At 70.3% G+C, this 16,638-nt stretch carries 19 protein-coding genes; 14 read left to right on the top strand and 5 right to left on the bottom strand.

Annotation, left to right across the window (positions count from 1 at the left end; translation table 11 throughout):
- Positions 1-187 precede the first annotated feature (187 nt).
- From BLS56_RS04630 to BLS56_RS04620, 3 genes are all read left to right on the top strand, one after another.
- A complete protein-coding gene (locus BLS56_RS04630; protein WP_139190511.1) occupies positions 188-1,996 on the top strand; it encodes a PLP-dependent aminotransferase family protein in 1,809 nt (602 codons plus the stop codon).
- An 18-nt stretch (positions 1,997-2,014) separates the two neighbouring features.
- Positions 2,015-2,812 (top strand): pyridoxamine 5'-phosphate oxidase family protein, encoded by a 798-nt coding sequence (locus tag BLS56_RS04625; protein ID WP_091448399.1) that lies wholly within the window; start codon positions 2,015-2,017, stop codon positions 2,810-2,812.
- Positions 2,813-2,967: 155 nt separating this feature from the next.
- Entirely contained in the window at positions 2,968-3,177 is a 210-nt protein-coding gene (locus tag BLS56_RS04620) for a DUF2277 domain-containing protein (RefSeq protein WP_091448397.1), read from the top strand.
- Positions 3,178-3,191: 14 nt separating this feature from the next.
- Here BLS56_RS04620 and BLS56_RS04615 read toward each other — a convergent pair whose 3' ends face one another.
- On the bottom strand, positions 3,192-3,710 hold the full coding sequence (locus BLS56_RS04615; protein ID WP_091448803.1) for a YqaA family protein: 519 nt from the start codon (positions 3,708-3,710) through the stop codon (positions 3,192-3,194).
- A gap of 174 nt (positions 3,711-3,884) precedes the next feature.
- Positions 3,885-4,442 (bottom strand): GNAT family N-acetyltransferase, encoded by a 558-nt coding sequence (locus BLS56_RS04610; protein WP_091448395.1) that lies wholly within the window; start codon positions 4,440-4,442, stop codon positions 3,885-3,887.
- A gap of 125 nt (positions 4,443-4,567) precedes the next feature.
- On the opposite strand from BLS56_RS04610, the gene BLS56_RS04605 reads away from it, so the two are divergent.
- From BLS56_RS04605 to BLS56_RS04590, 4 genes are all read left to right on the top strand, one after another.
- On the top strand, positions 4,568-5,518 hold the full coding sequence (locus BLS56_RS04605) for an EamA family transporter (RefSeq protein ID WP_091448393.1): 951 nt from the start codon (positions 4,568-4,570) through the stop codon (positions 5,516-5,518).
- On the top strand, positions 5,500-6,741 hold the full coding sequence (locus BLS56_RS04600; protein WP_228771345.1) for a winged helix-turn-helix domain-containing protein: 1,242 nt from the start codon (positions 5,500-5,502) through the stop codon (positions 6,739-6,741). Before BLS56_RS04605 ends, BLS56_RS04600 begins: the two co-directional genes overlap by 19 nt.
- A 46-nt stretch (positions 6,742-6,787) precedes the next feature.
- The gene (locus BLS56_RS04595) at positions 6,788-7,105 is read left to right on the top strand and encodes a hypothetical protein (RefSeq protein WP_139190510.1); all 318 of its coding nucleotides are present in this window, start codon (positions 6,788-6,790) and stop codon (positions 7,103-7,105) included.
- Positions 7,106-7,350: 245 nt separating this feature from the next.
- Positions 7,351-7,653 carry a hypothetical protein gene (locus tag BLS56_RS04590; protein ID WP_091448389.1) on the top strand — a complete coding sequence of 101 codons (303 nt, stop codon included), beginning with the start codon at positions 7,351-7,353 and terminating at the stop codon, positions 7,651-7,653.
- Between the two features lie 11 nt (positions 7,654-7,664).
- Here the strand turns inward: BLS56_RS04590 and BLS56_RS04585 are convergent, their stop codons facing one another.
- Both BLS56_RS04585 and BLS56_RS04580 read right to left on the bottom strand, forming a co-directional pair.
- The gene (locus BLS56_RS04585; RefSeq protein WP_091448387.1) at positions 7,665-8,531 is read right to left on the bottom strand and encodes a DUF4097 family beta strand repeat-containing protein; all 867 of its coding nucleotides are present in this window, start codon (positions 8,529-8,531) and stop codon (positions 7,665-7,667) included.
- Positions 8,528-9,094: a toxin-antitoxin system HicB family antitoxin gene (locus BLS56_RS04580; protein ID WP_091448385.1), complete on the bottom strand. Its 567-nt coding sequence runs from the start codon at positions 9,092-9,094 to the stop codon at positions 8,528-8,530. The genes BLS56_RS04585 and BLS56_RS04580 overlap by 4 nt, the downstream gene beginning before the upstream one ends.
- A 111-nt stretch (positions 9,095-9,205) precedes the next feature.
- On the opposite strand from BLS56_RS04580, the gene thyX reads away from it, so the two are divergent.
- From thyX to BLS56_RS04545, 7 genes are all read left to right on the top strand, one after another.
- Positions 9,206-9,958, top strand: a complete 753-nt coding sequence (thyX, locus tag BLS56_RS04575; RefSeq protein ID WP_091448383.1) for an FAD-dependent thymidylate synthase — start codon at positions 9,206-9,208, stop codon at positions 9,956-9,958.
- Positions 9,959-9,963: 5 nt separating this feature from the next.
- Positions 9,964-10,359 carry an ACT domain-containing protein gene (locus BLS56_RS04570; RefSeq protein ID WP_091448381.1) on the top strand — a complete coding sequence of 132 codons (396 nt, stop codon included), beginning with the start codon at positions 9,964-9,966 and terminating at the stop codon, positions 10,357-10,359.
- Positions 10,360-10,425: 66 nt separating this feature from the next.
- Positions 10,426-11,910, top strand: coding sequence for a serine/threonine-protein kinase (locus BLS56_RS04565; protein ID WP_091448379.1), 1,485 nt, complete (start codon positions 10,426-10,428; stop codon positions 11,908-11,910).
- A gap of 34 nt (positions 11,911-11,944) precedes the next feature.
- Positions 11,945-12,571 (top strand): TIGR03085 family metal-binding protein, encoded by a 627-nt coding sequence (locus BLS56_RS04560; RefSeq protein ID WP_091448377.1) that lies wholly within the window; start codon positions 11,945-11,947, stop codon positions 12,569-12,571.
- A 128-nt stretch (positions 12,572-12,699) separates the two neighbouring features.
- Positions 12,700-13,713, top strand: coding sequence for a 4-hydroxy-tetrahydrodipicolinate synthase (gene dapA, locus BLS56_RS04555; RefSeq protein ID WP_091448375.1), 1,014 nt, complete (start codon positions 12,700-12,702; stop codon positions 13,711-13,713).
- Positions 13,710-15,410, top strand: a complete 1,701-nt coding sequence (locus BLS56_RS04550; protein WP_091448373.1) for a ribonuclease J — start codon at positions 13,710-13,712, stop codon at positions 15,408-15,410. The genes dapA and BLS56_RS04550 overlap by 4 nt, the downstream gene beginning before the upstream one ends.
- Positions 15,411-15,491: 81 nt before the next feature.
- Entirely contained in the window at positions 15,492-16,460 is a 969-nt protein-coding gene (locus BLS56_RS04545) for a serine hydrolase (protein ID WP_091448372.1), read from the top strand.
- Here BLS56_RS04545 and BLS56_RS32700 read toward each other — a convergent pair.
- Entirely contained in the window at positions 16,436-16,561 is a 126-nt protein-coding gene (locus BLS56_RS32700; protein ID WP_267463889.1) for a hypothetical protein, read from the bottom strand. The two genes, BLS56_RS04545 and BLS56_RS32700, sit on opposite strands and share 25 nt — an antisense overlap.
- Between the last annotated feature and the right edge of the window lie 77 nt (positions 16,562-16,638).

The following is a 16,638-nucleotide window of genomic DNA, read 5'->3' as shown; positions in this document are numbered from 1 at the left end:
CCATCGAATCAGTAGATCGTTTGGTTCGCTACTTCGGGTAGCTGTGACCCCGCGAGTAGTGCGATCGCCGTTCGGGTGACCCGCGACTCGAAGTGGGGAACTCTCGGTCGGTTTCTTGCCGCATGGGCGTTTCCTGCCTAGCTTGGGGCTAGGCCAGACCAGTGATGTCCATCTCCTGGAGCAATTCATGACTCAAATCGACGGTCGCCCAAGTGAGCAAACGATCGAGCGGACCAGGGAAGAGCCGGTCATCCCGGCCCAGCAGTCCTGGAGTCCGGCACCACAGCAGCTGAGCCTGACCGACGAAGAATTCGAGCTAGGCCCCAACGGAGTGCCTCCCGACAAGCGGTTCAGGGCGTTGAACAGGTTGGCGGCGTTTCTGGAGGACAAGCGCGACCACATGCTCGGCTATCAGGTCACCGAGGATATGGACGCCTACCAGGAAGACCTGTCCCGCTTCATGAAGATGCACTGCAACAACCTCGGCGATCCATTTCAGGCGGGCGGCTACAAGGTCAACACCAAACCGCTCGAACGGGCCGTGCTGAAATATTTCACCAAACTGTGGCACGGCATCCCGTACAAGGCGGGAAAGAAGGACTCGTGCTGGGGGTACGGCCTGAGCATGGGGGCGACGGAGGGCAACCTCTACGCGATGTGGAACGCCCGGGACTACCTGGAGGGCAAGCGTTTGCTTTCCAGCGGCGACACCCTCAAGATCCAGCCGCTGTCCTACGTCGCCCCGATGGCGGCGGAGGGCAAGGACCACGCCTACGAGCCGGTGATCTTCTACTCCCAGGACACGCACTACTCGTTCGCCAAGGCGATCCGGGTGCTGAAACTGCCGACTTTCGGGCAGATGGGCCGCGACCGGTACCCCAACGACTGTCCCCTCGGCGGGGAGTGGCCGGACGAGGTGCCCTCGGCGCTGCCTCCGAAAACCGGGAAGGACGACCAGTACCCCTCGTTCGGCCCCGGGTCGATCGACGTCGACAAACTCGTGGTGCTGGTCAAGTTCTTCGCGGAAAAGGGCTATCCCATCATCGTCAACCTCAACTACGGCAGCACGTTCAAGTGCGCCTACGACGACGTGCGCGCGGTGAGCGACCGGCTGATCACGGTGTTCGGCGACAATGGCCTGATCTCGCGGGACGTGGAGTACGAGGGCGGCGGCTCCGAGAAGCGCCGCGGCTTCTGGATCCACGTCGACGGCGCCCTTGGCGCCGGGTACATGCCGTTCCTGGATATGGCGGCCAAGGATCCCAAGTACGGCTACGAACCGGAGGTGGACATCCCCGAGTTCGACTTCGGCCTGAAATCCACCTACGACTCCGGCCTCCCGGGCGAGAAGCCGGTCAACGTGGACATGGTCTCGTCCATCGCGCTGAGCGGCCACAAGTGGATGGGCGCCCCGTGGCCGTGCGGAATCCTGGTGACCAAGGTCAAATACCAGATGCAGCCGCCCGGCCAGGCCGAGTACATCGGCTCCCTCGACACCACTTTCGCGGGCTCCCGCAACGGCTTCTCGCCGATCGTCATGTGGGACCACCTCGCCCAGCACCCCGACGACCGCCAGATCTCCAAGGCCGTGCACTCCCAGCGAATGGCCGCCTACCTGGTGGAAAAGCTGAAGATGGTCGAGAAGTACTGGCGGAACAAGAACGAGGACGACACCCTCGACCTGTTCATCGACCGCACCCCGCTGGCCATCACCGTGCGGTTCCGCAGGCCCAACCCGGACATCGTGGCGAAGTACTCCCTGTCCACGGTGACGATGCGGATGATCCCCGACGACGACACCTCGATCCGCCACTTGGCCCACGCGTTCTGCATGTCCTTCACCACGCAGGACCGAATCGACACCTTCGCCCTCGACCTCTGCGGCGACGACGCCTTCGACTTCGACGAGACGACACCCACCCCGCAACCATCGCCACGCTTCGACGCCGGGGTCCCGATGGCCCAGTCCCCGTTCGCCGACCGCGGCTTCGCCTGACCGCGCTGGGAGGAAATCATGTCCACGGCTGAGAAGAAGGACCCGTACAAAAAAGTAGACCTGACTACGCCGTCCGTGAACTGGTCCAGCAAGTACAACCTCGTCAAATATGAAAAATCTACAGCCCAAAATATCCTTAAAAGCACCTTCTATTGTCATATCGGTTTCATCGACCCCAAGTCCAAGCGGGCTGTGGTTCTGCCGAGGCAGTACGGGTTGGCTGGGGACAAGATTTATCTACATGGCCCGGACCTCTATCACTATAAAGATGCGGATCCCGCATTTACCAGTGAGTCTCGTCTGTACAAGCTCGCCAAAGAAGGATTGGAGGTCTGTGTGACGGTCAGTATCGTCGACGGCCTGGGATTTGGGCGCTCGGCGATCCACGCCACCCTTCACTACCGTTCGGTGGTGATCTATGGAACCGCCAGGCAGGTGGTGGACGATAAAGCAAAGGAGAAAGCGCTGGAGGCTTTCGCCGAGCACATCGCTCCGGGCTACTACTCGAAAGAGTCGCGCGCGGCAAGTCCGGAAGAGAGGAAGCAGGTCGGGATTATCGAAATCGAATTCGACCACGTCTCCTCCAAGCAGCGAACGGGCGAGCCGAGGAAGGGGGAGGGTGACCCGGAAGGCAAGTGGGCGGGGAGTGTCTCATTTTATCTTGCCTGTGGGGAGCCAAAAAACGCCAGTTACATCGACAAGGACATGCAGCCTCCCAAATATGTCGACGACCTGTGCAAGAGAAGCACTCCCACCGTCGAAGTCACTCCTGCGCACGGCACAGAAGAAGATTGGGCCGCGGGCGCCCCGCTCTGACGACGGAGGCTGAGGACGCGGTCCCCAAGGACCTGCGCCCGCGCGTGGCGTCAAGCGAACCGCTGTGACGCCACGCGCGGGCCTTCGCGCGCCTGGCTACGCCATAACCGCCCGCGGTAGAGGACACCGCGCGCGTCGGCGTGCACCATAGGGGCATGTGCCGAAGCATCAAGACCCTCAGGCCCCCGTACGTGGAAGAGGCGGGCGACGACGACGTCCGCGCCGCCGCACTGCAGTACGTGCGCAAGATATCCGGTTTCCGGGCCCCGGCCCCGCACAACGCCGAGGCGTTCGAGGCCGCTGTCGACGCGGTCGCGGCGGCCACGGCGGACCTCTTGGACCGCTTGGTCGTCCGCGGCCGCTGACCTTTTAAAGGGTCTTACAGGAACCAGCCGGTGAACAGCGCCGGTGACGCGGCCAGCGCGCTGAACCGCACGAACCGGCCCAGCAGCCCAGCCCCGATGAAGGCGGACAGCCGCATCCGCACCAGCCCGGCCAGCACCACGGTCGCCATGTACGGCGGCACTCCCACCAGGGAGCTGACGCTGTAGGTGCCGAACATCCAGTGCGGGTGCCGCTCGCACTTCTCCCGCAGCGCGTCGACCCAGCCCCGGATCCGCTTCGTCCGCAACTCCCACCGCGCCCGCCGCGGCGTCATCGGCCGCGGCTTGCGGTGCCCGCGGTGCAGGAACGCGGGCAGGTGGATGGACCCGCGGGCGGCGAAGTAGTACACCAGCTTCCCGGCCACCTGGGCGACCGCGATCACCGCGCCCAGCGCCAACCAGGGGACTTGCGGCTCTTGGGCGGCCAGGCCGAGCACGAACAACTCGATGCTGATGAACGGCACCAACGAAGACCCGAACGCCACGCCGAACGCGACGCACAGCCAAGCCAGCACCGCGTGCAACCCCCTCTGTCGGCTCCCCGGCCATAAACGGTACCCGAGACACGTGACCGGCAGGTCAAATCCGGTTCCGCGGTCCCCTAACCCGTGCTTCACCAGCAGGCAGCCAACGGCGGCGACGGCGGGGCGCGGTCCCAGGTGCGCGAACGGCAGGCAGACCAGGCGGGACTAGGTAGTGCGGAGGTCCAGCGAGCCGGTGACCCGGATCTCGCGCAGCGGCCGCCCCCCGGCGTCCAGCGTCCGCACCACGCCGTCGGGAACCCAGCCCGCCCGCCGGAAGAACCCGACCATCGCCTTGTTCTGCTCCGGCACCCAGCAGATCCCGCGCGTCGACCCACCCGCCCGCGCGGCGGCCGTCGCCGCGGTTAGCAGCCGTCCGCCGTGTCCGCGGCGCCCCCAGCGGGGCTCCACCAGGATGGTGCCGATCAGCGCCACCGTCGCCGCGTCCTCCACCGGGGTGTCGTTGGCCGCGGCCGACTCCGACTCCGGCGAGGGCCCCGCCCCGCAGAAGCCGACGACCCAGGCCCCCTCGGTCGCGACGAACACCGTGGCGGGCCCCTGCTCGATCGTCTGCCGCCACTGCTCGGCCGCCGCGGCCACGTCGAACCCGGCCAACACATCCGGCGGCAAGATCCCCGCGAACCCGGTTTGCCAGGTCACCGACTGAATCCGGGCGATCTCGCCCACGTCAGCGGGCAGGGCGGGTCGGACAGCGGCTTCGGCCATGCCGCGCAACCTAGCGGATGGGCGGCGCCGGGAAGCAGCGGTCACTGGTCCGTGAGCCTGATCGTCGCACGTGCCTGTCGGATAACCGGCATACAAATGTCGGTGGTTCGTGACAGGGTGATCCCATGTCTTCTAAAGCCTGGTTCGCCTGGGGTGCGCTCGGGGTCGTCTACGTCGTGTGGGGATCGACCTACCTGGCGATCCGCTTCACCCTGGCATCGATGCCGCCGTTCCTGTCCAGTGGTTTCCGGTTCCTGGTCGCCGGTCTCCTGCTGACCGCCGCGGTGGCCGTGTTCGCCGGGCGCGGGGCGCTGCGGATGACCCGGGGGCAGTTCGGCACCGCCGTGCTGGTCGGCCTGCTGCTTCCGGCGACGGGCAACGGGTTCGTCGTGGTCGCCGAGCAGCACGTCGCCTCGGGGCTCGCGGCGCTGCTGGTGGCCTCCATGCCGATTCACATCGTCGTCCTGCGCCGGTTGCTGGGGGAGCGGCCTGCGAAGGTGACGCTGCTGGGGGTCGCGGTGGGGTTGGCGGGGCTGGCGGTGCTGCTGCTGGGCGGGCCGGTCGCCGGTGCGCACGGGGCGGCGTGGTGGGGCCCGTGGCTGGTGCTGCTCGCGTCGCTCGGGTGGGCGGTGGGCTCGGTGGCGAGCACCCGGCTGCCGACCCCGGCGAACCCGTTCACGCTGTCCGCGGTCGGAATGCTCGCGGGCGGGACGGCGCTCACGGTCGCCGGACTGGGCGTGGGGGAGCGGGTCGACCTCGCCGCCGTCACCACCGGGTCGTGGGTCGCGTGGGGTTACCTGGTCCTCGTGGGGTCGCTGTTCGCGTTCAGCTCTTACGTCTATGTGCTCGGCAAGCTGCCGGTGTCCACCGTCGCCACTTACGCGTACGTCAACCCGGTGATCGCCGTGTTCCTCGGCGTCATGTTCGCCGACGAGCGCTTCGGCCTCGCGCAGATCGCGGGCGGCGCCATCGTCCTGGTCGCCGTGGTGCTGGTGGTGCGGGCCGAGCGCAAGCCCGCGCGGGAATTGTCGGTGCCCCCTGGCACCATTCCGGAACCATGGGAAGCACGCCGGTGATCGAGACCCCGACCGAGCCGATGACCGCCGCCGCGGCGCGGCGGACGGCCCTGGCCGCGCAGGGCTTCGCCGACGCGCGCCCCAGCGGCCCGCCGACCCGCAGGCATTTGCGGCGGGCGCTGTCGCGGGTGCGGCTGCTGCAACTGGACTCGGTCAACGTCGCCGTCCGCGCCCACTACATGCCGCTGTTCGCCCGCCTCGGCGCCTACGACCCGGCCCTGGTCGACGACGCGGCCTGGTCGCACAGCGCGAGCAAGCCGCGCCTGCTGGTCGAGTACTGGGCGCACGCGGCGAGCCTGATCCCGGTGGAGGACTGGCCGCTGTTCCGCTGGCGGATGCGCCACTACGAGACGCACTGGTACGTCCGGGACATCGCCGAGAAGTCCCCGGGCCTGGTGGACGACGTGCTGACCGCCGTCAAGGAACTCGGCCCGGTGAGCGCGGGCGCACTGGAGACCGCCCTCGGCGGCGGCGCCCCGCGCGCCAAGGGCGGCTGGTGGAACCGCTCCGACGTCAAGCATGTCTGCGAGTGGCTCTTCGCGACCGGCGAACTCACCACCGGCACCCGCCGCGGTTTCCAGCGCTTCTACGACCTGCCGGAACGCGTCGTGCCCGCCGACATCCTCAACGCCCCGCCCGTCTCCGACGACGAAGCCGCCCGCCGACTGACGGCAAGCGCCGCCATCGCCCACGGCGTGGCCACCGAGAAAGACCTCCGCGACTACTACCGCCTCACCCCGGCAAGCTCCCGCCAAGCCGTCGCCGAACTGGTCGAGGACGGCCAGTTGCAGCCGGTCGCCGTCGAGGGCTGGCGCGACACCGCCTACCGCCACGCCGAAGCCCGCACCCCACGCAAGATCACCGGCCGCGCCCTGCTGTGCCCGTTCGACCCGCTGGTCTGGGAACGCTCCCGCACCCAGCGCCTGTTCGACTTCCACTACCGCATCGAGATCTACGTCCCCGAACCCAAGCGCGTCTACGGCTACTACGTCTTCCCGTTCCTCCTCGACGGCGACCTCGTGGCCCGAGTAGACCTCAAAGCCGACCGGGCGGCGGGCACTCTCCGCGTCCAAGGCGCCTTTCTGGAACCCGGCCACTCCCCAGCCCCGGTGGCCGCGGAACTCGCCGCCGAACTCCACACCATGGCCGCCTGGCTCAACCTGGACACCGTCACCACAACCACCCGCGGCGACTTGGCCCCCACCTTGGCGGCCGCCCTTTGAGACCGCCAGCCATAGTGATCCGCAGATGGGGGGCCGAATGAGCGCGATGAGCATCTACGGCCACCGGGCGATGGCGCACTGGAAGAGGGCCAGGGCAGCGGAGTCCGCCCTGGTCGAGGACCCGACGGGCTTCGTCACCCGACTCGGGCAGGAGATCGGGGCCGAGGTGGAGCGGCGCCGCCACAACCTGGAGATGGCCACCGGGGCGGGCCAGAGCGAGGGCTTCCTGGTGGACCTGGCGGCCCTGAACTCCAAGCGGGCCCAGGCGCTGCGTACTGAGACCGGCACCGAGCCCGGGGCTGGACGGCGGGATGTCGGAACTGGTTTCGAGAAGTCCGAAGTCCGCGAAGGGAGTCTCGAATGACTTCGATCCGACTTCGTACCGCCACGACACCGCTGCGGACGACGTCGCCCACCCACGACTTCATAGAGTCCGTTGTCAGCCCAGACACCCTGGCCGACAGGGATGATCCTTGCCGCGGTGGGAAAAGCCCGCTTTCCGTGACCGGGCGTCACTCACAAGTGGACTCTTTTCCGTTTCACGCTTGGAAAACGACCGTGGGAGGAATCCGGGCTCGGACTCGTAGTCACAACCCGGAAGGACGCGCCATGTCCGGATCCACACGTCGATTCGCCGCCGCCGCGGCTCTTGCGCTGACCGCCGCTGTCTTCCCGATGGCCGCTCCCGCGCACGCCGCAACCGAGCCGAGTTGCGTCGAAACCCTCGTCGCCAATGGGGTCACCGAGCCCGCGGCGGTGGAGGCCTGCGCCGCGGCCGCGGCAGGCGACCCGCAGAAGTGCCTCGAAGCTATCCTCAAGGCGATCACGGGCGTTTTCCAGGGCCAGCAGCCCGACATGCAGGCGCTCCAGTCCGCCTGCAACCTCGCCGGGTCCGGTGGCGGCGCCAGCTGACACCTCGCGGCTCAGCGGGTCGCGGTGGTGACCAGGGCGTTGCCTGAGCCGGTGCGGCCGCGCACGCGGAGCGGGGGAGCCGTCTGCGGGGGCTGATCCGTCAGCGGCAGGTCGGCGCGGGCCTCGCCCGAGCCGGAGGACACGTCGATCTCGGCGGGCGCGCCGGGGCGGACGGCGACGCGCAGGGCGCCCGAGCCGGTGGTGAGGTCGAGTTGGCCCGCCGCGGCGTCGGCGACGGTGATGTCGCCGGTGCCGGTCCGGACCAGGACGTCGCCGGACACCGCGCCCACCCAGACGTCGCCCGCGCCGGTGACCACGTTCGTGGTCCCGCCCACCGCGGTCAGCTCGACGTCGCCGCCGCCGGTTCGGGCGCGGACGCCCGCGGGAGCCGGGCCGACGCGGACCGTGCCCGTGGCGCTGGTCGCCTGGACCGGGCCGGTGGCCTCGGCGATGTCGACCGCGCCCCCGCCGGTGAACGCCTCGACGCGCCCGGCGACACCGGTGACCGTCACCGCGGCCGGGCCGCCGCGGGCCGACACCGCCGACCCCGTCGGCGCCTGGACGGACACCGCGATCGGGACCGCGCGCAGGTGCGGCTCCTTCGGCGCGCGCACCACGAGCCTGCCTGCGGCGAACTCGACGCGGGTCCGGCGCACCGCCTCCCCGGGCAGGTCCGGTTGGTCGGCCAGTTGCCCGCTGAACCAGGTGACCAGGCTCGCGATGCCCTCGGTCCACGGGTTCGCGCTCTCGGGCGCGTGCCGCACCGTCACCCGCACTCCGGGCTCGTCGGTCAGCCGCACCTCGATGCGGCCGGGCCCGGTGGCCACGGTCACCTCGACCGGCTCGCTGCCGGTGGGGAACTCTTCGACGCGGTTCATCCCTCGTACCACCCGCGCACCCGAGAACCGCCGCTGCCGGAGTCAGAGGACGAAGTCGACGAGGACGACGAGGACGAGGACGCCGAGCCGGTGGCCGCCGACCAGACGCCGCCCCAGCTCTTGCCCTGGCCGCTCAGCGCGCCCTGCACCGCCTGCTGCACGAAGGCGTTCAGCGACACCCCCTGCGCGGCGGCCGCCCGCTCGGCCTTCGCCTTCAGCTCCTCGAACAGGCGCAGGGTCATCCGGCTCATGTCGCCCCCGCCCCCCTCGCCGTTCGGCGGTGGAGGTGGCGGCGGCGCGTGCTCCTCCGTGGGTTCGCGCCTGGTGTCGGTGACCGCGACGCGCACGTCGCGGCCGTCGAGGCGCACCTCGACCACGTGGTCGGGCAGGTGCGCGGTCACCTCGGCGGCGAGGTCGGCGAGCGCGTTCATGATCGCCAGCCGGGCCGACGGCTCGATGGCGGCGGCGAGGACGGCCGCGGCGCGCCGGGTGGTGTCGTCGCCAGCCGATGCGGTGGTGGCCAGGTCGTCGCGGAGAGACGCGATATACGGGCTCAGGTCCATGACACCACCATGACGTCACTTGTGACGTCAGTCAAGGGGGCCCATGCTGTCATCGCCTGGGGCTACGTAGGCTGGCCCGCGTAGTTCGCGGACGAGGAAAAGGACGGGCACGTGACCGAGACGGTGTCGCCGAAGGTGCAGCTCATCGCCAAGACGGAGTTCTTCGCGCCCGCTGATGTGCCCTGGTCGACCGACGCCGACGGCGGCGAGGCGCTCGCCGAGTTCGCGGGCCGCGCGTGCTACCAGTCGTGGAAGAAGCCGAACCCGGCGACGGCGACGAACGCGGGCTACATCCGGCACATCATCGAGGTCGGCCACCTGTCCGTCCTCGAACACGGCAGCGTCACCTTCTACCTCACCGGCATCTCCCGCTCGCTCACCCACGAGCTGATCCGCCACCGCCACTTCTCCTACTCGCAGCTCTCCCAGCGCTACGTCCCGGAGAAGTCGGCCGCCATGGTCGAGCCGGACGTGATCGCAGGAGACCCCGTGCTGCACGCGAAGTTCCTCGCCGCCGCGCAGGCCAGCCAGGACGCCTACAACGAGCTGCTCGCGGGCCTGGAGGAGAAGTTCGCCGACGTCCCCAGCGCGACCCTGCGCAAGAAGCAGGCCCGCCAGGCCGCCCGCGCGGTCCTGCCCAACGCCACCGAGACCCGCATCGTGGTGACCGGCAACTACCGCGCCTGGCGGCACTTCATCGCGATGCGCGCCACCGAGCACGCCGACGTTGAGATCCGCGCCCTCGCCGTGGAGTGCCTGCGCGAGCTGCAGAAGGCCGCGGCCAACGTGTTCGCCGACTTCGTGATCTCGACGCTGTCCGACGGCACCGAGGTCGCCTCCAGCCCGCTCGTCGCCGAGGGCTGAGCCGCGTGAAGCGCCTCGTCATCGACATCACCGCGGAGGACTACACCGTCACCCGGCTCGACCCGGGCACCCCGGTCGCCCCCGAGCTGTTCGCGGTGCCCGGGCTGGTCTCGGTGACCAGCACGCCCACCGAGGTGTCCGTGGTCGCCCCGACCGGGCACGCGCCCAGCGGCGGCCGGAACGAGACCGGCTGGCGGCTGCTGACCGTGCGCGGGCCGCTGGAGTTCACCCTCACCGGCATCATGGCCTCGCTGGCGGGCTCGCTCGCCGCCGCGGGCGTCTCGCTGTTCGCGGTGTCGACCTACGACACCGACCACATCCTCGTCCACGACGCCGACCTCGACCGGGCCGTCGCCGCGCTGGTCGAGGCAGGTCACGAAGTGCACCCGCCCGCCGCCTGACTGGCGGGAACCGCCAACCCGCCATCGCGGACGCTCTAAGATTCCGGCGGCTGAGGAGGTGGCAGGGTGTCGCAGGAGCAGGGTTCCCCGGTGGCGAACGGCCCACGGGTCGTCGCGGGTCGCTATGCGATCCTGCACGAGCTGGGGCGCGGCGGCATGGGCGTGGTGTGGCTCGCCGAGGACCGGATGATCGGGCGGCACGTCGCGATCAAGGAGCTGCACCTGCCCGACGGGGTGCCCGCCAGCGAGCGCGCGGTATTCGAGGAGCGGGTCCTGCGGGAGGCGCGCACGGCGGGGCGGCTCAACGACCCGGCCGTGGTCACCGTGTACGACGTCGTGCAGGAGCCCGGCCCGGCGGGTGGGCCGGTCACCTACATCGTCATGGAGCTGATCCAGGCGCCCACCCTGTCCGACGTGGTGCGCGAGCGCGGCCCGCTGCCCCAGGACCAGGTGGCCAAGCTCGCCGAGCAGCTGCTCTCCGCGCTGGAGGCCGCCCACCAGGCCGGAATCGTGCACCGCGACGTCAAGCCGAGCAACATCATGCTCGCCGCCAACGGCCGCGCGAAGCTCACCGACTTCGGCATCGCCCAGTCCCTCGACGACCCCCGGCTGACCACCAGCGGCATCCTGATCGGCTCGCCGACCTACATGGCGCCCGAGCGCATCCGCGGCGAAGAGGCCAGTGCAGGCTCCGACCTGTGGGCGCTGGGCGCGGTCCTGTTCTTCGCGATCGAGGGCTACTCGCCGTTCGAGCGCACCACGACCGCGGCGACGATGCACGCCATCCTCAACGAGGTGCCGTACCTGACCCGGGCGCAGGGCGCGCTGGCCTCGGCGATCACCGGCCTGATGATCAATTCACCGCAGGCGCGGCTCACCGCGGGGCAGGTCAGGGGCCTGCTCTCGCACGTGCAGGCGGGGCCGCCGACCGGTCCGACCATGCTCAACGGCGGCACGGCCTACTTCCCGCACCAGCACCCCACGCAGGTCGTGCCCCAGCGGCCGCCGGTGCGGAAGGGCGTGAACAAGGCCGTGGCGCTCACCCTCGCCGCCGTGCTCGCCGTCGCCGCGGGCCTCGGCGGGTTCTTCTTGCACAAGGGGATCACCACACCGGCCGCGGGCAGCGAGCCCGTGCCGATCCAGACTTTCACCTATGGCGCGGGCGGCGACCTGCGCGAGTTCGGGATCCCCGACGGCTACTGCGGGCAGGGCAGACTCCAGCGCGACGCCAGCTTCGACTCCTACGCCGACTGCAGGAAGCCCTTCGACTTCCAGGTCTACGGCTACCTGAACCCGATGAACTCCTCGGCCGAGTGGGCATACCTGTCCAAGGAGCTGAAAGCCCTGGGCCAGACTTACTGCTCCTGGCTGTTCTCCACTGACCGGGTAAAGCCAGACGGCAAGGACTCTCTCACCTTCGCGGTAGTCCTACCGGCGAAGGAAACCTGGGAGGCCGACTCGTCCAACGACGGAAAACAGACCGTGGTCTGCGTGCTCATGGCCAAGGACGGCAGCCAGCTCACCGGAGACCAGGTCGAACCAGCCTCGTGAGCGGCCGCAACTGACTCTCGGTAAGGTGGGCGGCATGGGTGTCGCCAGGGACGAACGCGCGCGGTTGAGCGACCTGCTCACCGAAGTCGGCCCGGACGCCCCGACCCTGTGCGACGGCTGGACCACTCGGGACCTCGCCGCGCACCTGGCCGTGCGGGACCGCCGCCCCGACGCCGCCGCGGGCATCCTGGTCAAGCCGCTCGCGGGCTACCTGGACCGGGTGCAGCGCGGCTACGCGGCCAAGCCGTGGGCCGAGCTGGTCGACCTCGTGCGCACCGGCCCGCCGCTGCTGTCGGTCTACCGCCCGCCGGTCGTCGACGAGCTGCTCAACACCGCCGAGTACTTCATCCACCACGAAGACGTCCGCCGCGCCGCCGAGGGCTGGGAGCCGCGCCCGTCGGACGCCGCTCGCGACACCGCCCTGTGGACCGCGGTCGCCCGCACCGCCCGGCTGCACTTCCGCAACAGCCCGGTAGGCGTCGTGCTGCGCACGCCGGAAGGCAAGGCGGTGACGGCCAAACGCGGCCAGAACACCGTCGCCATCGTCGGCGCGCCCGGCGAACTGCTGCTCGACGCGTTCGGCCGAGCCCAGACCCGGGTGGCCTTCGAGGGCGAGCAGTCCTCGATCGGCGTGGTGCGGGGGCTTAGCCGCGGCCTCTGACGGGCACCCGACAAGCACTGGCGGCCGGGCGACCCAGCGGTGGCCCGGCGGTGGACACCGTGACAAACACACCGTGACAAACACACTGCCAACAGGCACGTACATGACCAGGAGGTAGCGTCACCACCATGACCGCATGTCCTACCGCCGCCCCGGGCCGTCCCTTCGGCCGGGTGCTGACCGCCATGGTCACCCCGTTCGACGAGACCGGGGCTGTGGATCTCGACCGCGCCCAGGACCTCGCCCGGCACCTCGTGGAACTCGGCAACGACGGCCTGATCGTCAACGGCACCACCGGCGAGTCGCCCACGACCTCCGACCGGGAGAAAGCCGACCTGGTCCGCGCCGTGGTCGAGGCCGTCGGCGACCGCGCGACCGTGGTCGGCTCTGTCGGCACCTACGACACCGCGCACAGCGTGCACCTGGCCCGCGAGGCCGAGAAGGCGGGCGCGCACGGCCTGCTCGTGGTCACCCCGTACTACTCGCGCCCGCCGCAGGCCGGGCTGCTCGCGCACTTCACCGCCGTCGCCGACGCGACGCCGCTGCCGGTGATGCTCTACGACATCCCGCCGCGCTCGGTCGTGCCCATTGAGGTCGACACCCTGCGCAGGCTCGCCGAGCACCCGCGCATCCAGGCGGTCAAGGACGCCAAGGGCGACCTGCTCGCGGGCAGCCAGGTCATCGCCAGCACCGACCTCGCCTACTACTCCGGCGACGACGCGCTGAACCTGCCGTGGGTGTCCATCGGCGGCGTCGGCTTCGTCAGCGTCGTCGGGCATGTCGTCGCCGGGCGGCTGCGGTCCATGCTGGACAGTCACGAGAAGGGCGAGGTCGTCGCCGCCCGCAACATCCACAACGGCCTGCTGCCCGTGCTGCGCGCGTTCAGCCGGGTCGGCGGCGTGGTGTTCAGCAAGGCGGCGCTGCGGCTGCGCGGCCACGACGTCGGCGACCCGAGACTGCCGCTGGTGCCCGCGACCGCGGAGCAGGTCCGCGCCATCGCGGGCGACCTCGCCGAGGCGGGCGTCCCGCTTGCCTCCGCCCCCGACTCGCACCTCGCGACCGCCCGGGTGGCGCACGCCGACGCGAACGCCGCCTACATCACCACCACCACGCACACCAGCGCCGGGACGGTGCACAAGTGAGCGACGCACCCACGTCGGGCAAGTGGCCCAACAACCCGCCGCGCCCGCTTCCCGAGGGCGGCCTGCGCGTGGTCGCCTTGGGCGGCATCGGCGAGATCGGCCGGAACATGACGGTCTTCGAGTTCGGGGGCCGCCTGCTCATCGTCGACTGCGGCGTGCTGTTCCCCGAGGACCAGCAGCCCGGCGTCGACCTGATCCTGCCGGACTTCCGCACCATCGAGGGCCGCCTGCACGAGATCGACGCCCTGGTGCTCACCCACGGCCACGAGGACCACATCGGCGCGGTGCCGTTCCTCCTGCGGATGCGCCCCGACCTGCCGGTCATCGGATCGCGGTTCACCCTGGCGCTGGTCGCGGCCAAGTGCAAGGAGCACCGACTCTCGCCGAACCTGCGCGAGGTCAAAGAGGGCGACAAGCTCGCCTACGGCGAGTTCGACTGCGAGTTCTTCGCGGTCAACCACTCCATCCCCGACGCGCTGGCCGTGGCGATCCGCACCCCCGCGGGCGTCGTGCTGCACACCGGCGACATCAAGCTCGACCAGCTGCCGCTCGACGGCAGGCTCACCGACCTCGCGGGCTTCTCCCGCCTCGGCGACGAGGGCGTCGACCTGTTCCTGGTCGACTCGACCAACGCCGAGGTGCCCGGGTTCGTGATCTCCGAGCGCGAGATCGGCCCGGTCATCGACGGCGTCATCGCCCGCGCAGGCCAGCGGGTCATCGTGGCCTGCTTCGCCAGCCACGTGCACCGAGTGCAGCAGGTCCTCGACGTCGCCGTCGCGCACGGCCGCCGGGTCGCGCTGGTCGGCCGGTCGATGGTGCGCAACATGGGCATCGCCGCCGACCTCGGCCTGCTCAACGTGCCCGCGGGCCTGCTGGTCAACCTGGACGAGGCCATGGCCATGCCCGAGGACCAGGTCTTGTTCGTCTCCACCGGCTCCCAGGGCGAGCCGCTGTCCGCGCTTTCCCGGATGGCCCGCGGCGAGCACCGGCAGATCTCGATCCGCCCGGGCGACACGGTGATCCTGGCCAGCTCGCTGATCCCCGGCAACGAGAACGCGGTGTTCGGCGTGGTCAACGGCCTGGTCCGGCTCGGCGCGCACGTGGTCCACCAGGGCAACGCCAAGGTGCACGTCTCCGGGCACGCGCCAGCGGGCGAGCTGCTGTTCCTCTACAACGCCGTGCGCCCCAGCAACGTCATGCCCGTGCACGGCGAGTGGCGGCACCTGCGGGCCAACGCGGCGCTGGCCGTGCAGACCGGCGTCCCCGCCGACCACGTGGTCATCGCCGAGGACGGCGTCGTTGTCGACATGATCGACGGGCGCGCGGCCATCTCCGGGCGGGTCGAGGTCGGCCACGTCTACGTGGACGGCCTCTCGGTGGGCGACGTGGGGGAGTCGACCCTGTCGGATCGCCTGGTGCTCGGCGAGGGCGGCTTCATCGCGATCACCGTCGCCGTGGACTCCACCACCGGCCGGGCCGTCTCCCCGCCCACGGTCTCCGGGCGCGGCTTCTCCGACGACCCGAAGGCACTCGACGGCGTGGTGTCCCTGGTCGAGATGGAGCTCTCGCACACCGAGTCCGAGGGCATCACCGACACCCACCGCATCGCCCAGGCGGTGCGCAGGGTGGTGGGCCGCTGGGTCGCCGACACCTACCGCAGGCGCCCGATGATCGTGCCCACCGTCATTCCGGTCTGACCGTCATTCCCCCTCGACCTCCGACGGGGCAGTTCCTCTAGTACAAAGAGGACTGCCCCGTCGCTCGATCGTGGAGGACCAGTGGGACCCGCGCTCAACCGTCGTGCCGTGCTCGGCCTGGCCGCCACCGGCGCCGTCGCCTCGGCCGTTCCACTCGCCACGGCGACCCCGGCCGCCGCCGACGCGCTGGTGCCGAGTCTCCGGATTCGGCAGGCCTACCGGCGGCAGACAGCGCGGGCGGGCGGCGCGTGGCAGGCGATGATCAGCCTTACCGAGCCGGTGGTAGCCGACCACGCGGACGACGTGGTCGAGGCGTACAGCGTGAACAAGGTCGCGGTCGCCGTCGCCGTGCTGGACAAGGTCGACCGCGGCCTGGTCCGCCTCGACCAGCGCCTTGAGGTCACCGCGGACCTCGTGATCCCCACCGGCGACGGCGTCTTCCCACTCGACGGCGCCTACCCCAGTTCGGTCACCGTCGGCCACGCCCTCGCGCTGCTGCTGACGGTCTCCGACGACACCGCGGTCCGCCTGTGCGGGCTGGTGTGCCCGGCGTTGGAACTCAACGAGATCCTGGTGGCCAAGGGCTTCCCGATGACCCAGGTGGTGCCGGTCGCCAACCCCAACCGGTTCTTCCTCGGCAAGACCACGCCCCGCGAGACCCACGACCTGCTGCGGGCGCTCGCCGCGGGAACCCTGCTGTCGCCTGAGTCGACCGCCTACCTGCTCAAGGCCCTGCGCTCGCAGGCCGCCTTCACCGACGGCGTCCGGCGCGAGATGTCCTCCGCCGAGCGGGCCAGGGTCGCCACCAAGGCGGGCTGGTTCGCCGACGGCCGCAACGAGGCAGGCGTCGTCTTCGACGCCGCGGGCGCCCCGCTGCTGACCTACGCGATCTTCGCCCAGGGCCAGGGGGACCCCGAGGACTTCGGCGGCACGCACCCTGCGGTGCGGGCCCGCGCCGCGCTGGGCCGTGTCTTCCTGGACGCGACCGCCCACCTCGGCGGTCCCGCCGCCCGCGCCGCGGACGCCTACCAGCCCGCCAACGGCGGCTGAGCATCCAGCCCGCGCAGCATCTCGCGCAGCCGCGCGGCGCGGCGGTCGCTGAACTCCTCGAAGATGGCCAGCGCCCGCTGCCAGGTGTGGGGCTCGCGCATACCGCGACGTCGGCAACGGCGGACACCACTCTTCCGGACCACCTGCCGCACCGCTTGCCGGACAACGAAAAATCACC

The sequence above is a fragment of the Actinokineospora iranica genome (assembly GCF_900101685.1).
Classification (GTDB): Bacteria; Actinomycetota; Actinomycetes; order Mycobacteriales; family Pseudonocardiaceae; genus Actinokineospora; species Actinokineospora iranica.
The sequence above is the reverse complement of the archived record's forward strand: the minus strand, read 5'-3'. Positions and strand labels throughout refer to the sequence as shown.

Coding starts and splice junctions, on each gene's coding strand:
- BLS56_RS04560 (WP_091448377.1), top strand. CDS start 11,945: ATGGGTGTCGCCAGGGACGAACGCGCGCGGTTGAGCGACCTGCTCACC.
- BLS56_RS04620 (WP_091448397.1), top strand. CDS start 2,968: ATGTGCCGAAGCATCAAGACCCTCAGGCCCCCGTACGTGGAAGAGGCG.
- BLS56_RS32700 (WP_267463889.1), bottom strand. CDS start 16,561: ATGCGCGAGCCCCACACCTGGCAGCGGGCGCTGGCCATCTTCGAGGAG.
- BLS56_RS04580 (WP_091448385.1), bottom strand. CDS start 9,094: ATGGACCTGAGCCCGTATATCGCGTCTCTCCGCGACGACCTGGCCACC.
- BLS56_RS04600 (WP_228771345.1), top strand. CDS start 5,500: ATGGGAAGCACGCCGGTGATCGAGACCCCGACCGAGCCGATGACCGCC.
- BLS56_RS04585 (WP_091448387.1), bottom strand. CDS start 8,531: ATGAACCGCGTCGAAGAGTTCCCCACCGGCAGCGAGCCGGTCGAGGTG.
- BLS56_RS04610 (WP_091448395.1), bottom strand. CDS start 4,442: ATGGCCGAAGCCGCTGTCCGACCCGCCCTGCCCGCTGACGTGGGCGAG.
- BLS56_RS04605 (WP_091448393.1), top strand. CDS start 4,568: ATGTCTTCTAAAGCCTGGTTCGCCTGGGGTGCGCTCGGGGTCGTCTAC.
- BLS56_RS04625 (WP_091448399.1), top strand. CDS start 2,015: ATGTCCACGGCTGAGAAGAAGGACCCGTACAAAAAAGTAGACCTGACT.
- BLS56_RS04630 (WP_139190511.1), top strand. CDS start 188: ATGACTCAAATCGACGGTCGCCCAAGTGAGCAAACGATCGAGCGGACC.
- dapA (WP_091448375.1), top strand. CDS start 12,700: ATGACCGCATGTCCTACCGCCGCCCCGGGCCGTCCCTTCGGCCGGGTG.
- BLS56_RS04595 (WP_139190510.1), top strand. CDS start 6,788: ATGAGCATCTACGGCCACCGGGCGATGGCGCACTGGAAGAGGGCCAGG.
- BLS56_RS04590 (WP_091448389.1), top strand. CDS start 7,351: ATGTCCGGATCCACACGTCGATTCGCCGCCGCCGCGGCTCTTGCGCTG.